Here is a 2,912-nt window from a genome sequence, read left to right on the forward strand (position 1 = left end):
GATTTGCTTCGATGTAGCGAAGATGCGACTCCAATTGAGTCGATTGTTCGCACCGCTACCGATGGTGGTCCGGCGGCGATTGCGGCGGTACTGCGAGTCGCATTGGAAACACAATTTCGAAATCAGAATCCGATTGCCGAATGCATCGGTTCCTGGTTGGCGGTGCGCCTAGCCGATGTCGATCTTGAGACCCGTGTTATGTTGGTAGAGCCTTTCACACTAGCGCTCGACTGCCCGATCGGCGACACGACGTCAAATTCGCAGTCCGCCGTGTTCGACAGCAAGGTGGCGCACCTTCGATGGATCAAGGACCAGCCAGCTCGGGGACACGGCACCTTAAGGGGATTTGATTGCAATCCAAGGGTTCGTGCCATGTCCCCGGGTTTGCTTGTTGGGCAATGGTTCTACGGTTGTCCTGCGAGGAATCCAACGTGGATAGTCTGATGGTCGAGAAATTGATTGGTCAAAAAATGAAGTCAAGTACTCAGAACCAAGTCTCCATCGGGAGGCTCCCATTTTTTGACCAACTCATCTTTTGACCCATTCACTTCAACGCGACCTGCGTCGGAGACATCAGGTAGCCGATTAGATCACGGATTTGGTCTTCGGTCAGTGTCGTCAGCAACCCGTCGGGCATCGGTGAGAGTGTCGTTTCTTTGACGTTTTCGATCGATTCGATCGGGATGGTTTCTTGACGGGATTGGGTTTGAATGACCATCGTCTTGTCGTTCTTCGAAACGACCAAGCCGTTCAACACGCGACCATCCTCCATCAACACGATCGTCATGCGATAGTCTTTGCCAACCACCGCACTGGGATCGAGGATGTTTTCCAACAGGTATTCCAGGCTGGATCGCTGGGCACCGGTCAGGTCGGGACCGATCTTCTCACCGTCACCGAACAACATGTGGCATTGCGAGCACGTTTTCTTGAACAACGCACGCCCTGCCGATAAATCCGCTTCGGCCAGAACATCGCCGGAGAGCCGGGCCTTCATCGCCGCGATTTTCTCGCGACGTTCCGAGGGCGAATCACGCAGTGCGCCCCAGGATTCGGTCAGCTTTTCCCGCAAGCCATCGTCACCGAGTCCCAGGATTTGCCGGGCGTGAAACGCATTGATGTCGCTGTGAGGAATCGGGTCTTTCGGTGCGTCGATCCGATCCAGCAACGCCGCCGCGAAACTAGGGCGGGAAACCAGGATCTCAATCAACGCGGGCCGATCATTGACATGAAACCGGCGATACATCTTGGCCAGTTTTTCGCCGACGGCGGGATCGTCGAAAAGCGACAAACCTTGAGCCGCCGTCGCATTGAGCTCACGCTGGTTCAACAACGATTCACAGATCGCACGTAGGTCATCCGGCCGAGCACTGATTAAACTCTCTAGCGCCGATTGCCGTGTTTTGAGCGAAACCTTGGACGACATCGCAAGCTCGCGCAACTCGTCGATGGCTCTGCCGTCACCGAACAGTAGGTTTAGCTCGCGAACGATATCCGGATTGGCTTTTGCCGCTTGGCTTTGTGCGATGGATGGCCAGTTCTCAGGCATGGGAACTTTCAGCCACCCGCGATAGGCTTCCGCCATGCCGCGCAGAACGCTCGCTTGCAATCTTGCCGGCATCTTCAGCGCGGCGGTCAACACGTCGTCGAGGGGCTGGGGCGTTGTTTCGACCCGGGTTGCCAATCCACGCGTGATCCATCGCAGCGTGTCCGGCCAGCGGCACTTTGCCGCGACCTTCGCCAACGCCGCGGGGTCTTGGTCGACCAGCGGCATCAGACCGAACCAGACCATCATCGGTAAATCGCGGTCTTCGGCAAATTCTGGTTGGGCGACCAGTTCGCTGGCAATCAAGGCGCGTTGCCGGACGGGCAAACGTTGCAGCGTGGACGCCAAGGTCAAGTGGACCAGCCCGGATGGATCTCGCTGCGCAGAGCGTTTCAACGCCGCCAGCGTTTCAGGATCGTCGGGATAAGTGACATCCGGTTGCGGTCCCAGCAACGTGTCCAGCGGCCAGTGGTCGGTCAGCAGCCGAATGGCCCAGACACGCACGTGTTCATCGGGATCACTGAGCAGGCTTCGCAGTTGCTCGGGCGTCGTGTTCCCCGCTTGGTAGTCACGCCAAAGCTGGGGCAATTCGCCGTCACCGGCCAAGCAGGCCGGCTTGGTGAATGGGCGAGTCGGTTTGCTGCCGGCTTCATAGCTGATTTTGTAAACGCGTCCGCTGGTTCGATGCACGCCGGTGTGATCGTGGCATTCACCGGTATCACTCCAGTCGAGCACATAGACATCGCCGTCGGGACCGACGCTGATTTCGATGCCGCGAAAGAACGGGTCTTTGCAAATCAAGAAATCGGGTTCGTGACTGGCCAAGTAACCGGCGCCGTGACGGTTGATCCTTTCGACGTTTGCCCGCAAGCCGTGCATGTTCAAGGTGAACAACTTGTCGCGATATTGCTGCGGCCATCGGTCGGATTGATAAATCATCATGCCGATGTGGGCATGGCCGCCACCGAGTTCATCGGCGGCTCCATCGCGGCTGTTGGTCCACGATCCCGTGCGATCGTAGTGGTAGTGGTCGGCGATCATGTCCATCCGCTCGAACACCAACGGGTTGGGGCTTTCACCGAACGACTCGATGAAGTGGGCGCCGGGGATCGAATGCCAGAGATGGCCGATCACGGTGTTGATAAAAAACAGTTCGCCGTTGGCGTCCCAGTCGGATCCCCAAGGGTTGACGGTGCCGTGGTTTAGAACCTCGACGGTCTGACGCTGCGGGTGATAACGCCACATGCCGCCATCGATCGGAATCCGTCGATCTTCCGGCGTCCCTGGAACACCCAAATTGCCGGGACAGGAATGGCCGCAACGCCCATACAGCCAACCGTCGGGGCCCCAGCGGAGTCCGTTGGCA

2 protein-coding genes are annotated in these 2,912 nt (G+C 57.8%); one reads left to right on the plus strand and one right to left on the minus strand.

Annotation, left to right across the window (positions count from 1 at the left end; genetic code table 11):
* Positions 1-444: hypothetical protein (locus tag ABX749_RS28120; protein ID WP_372898951.1), on the plus strand; the 444-nt coding region annotated here is incomplete at its 5' end.
* A 100-nt stretch (positions 445-544) separates the two neighbouring features.
* Here the strand turns inward: ABX749_RS28120 and ABX749_RS28125 are convergent.
* A partial coding sequence (locus ABX749_RS28125) for a PVC-type heme-binding CxxCH protein (protein ID WP_372898952.1) occupies positions 545-2,912 on the minus strand: 2,368 nt, incomplete at its 5' end.

It is taken from the genome of Stieleria sp., assembly GCF_041595215.1.
Lineage (GTDB): Bacteria > Planctomycetota > Planctomycetia > Pirellulales > Pirellulaceae > Stieleria > Stieleria magnilauensis.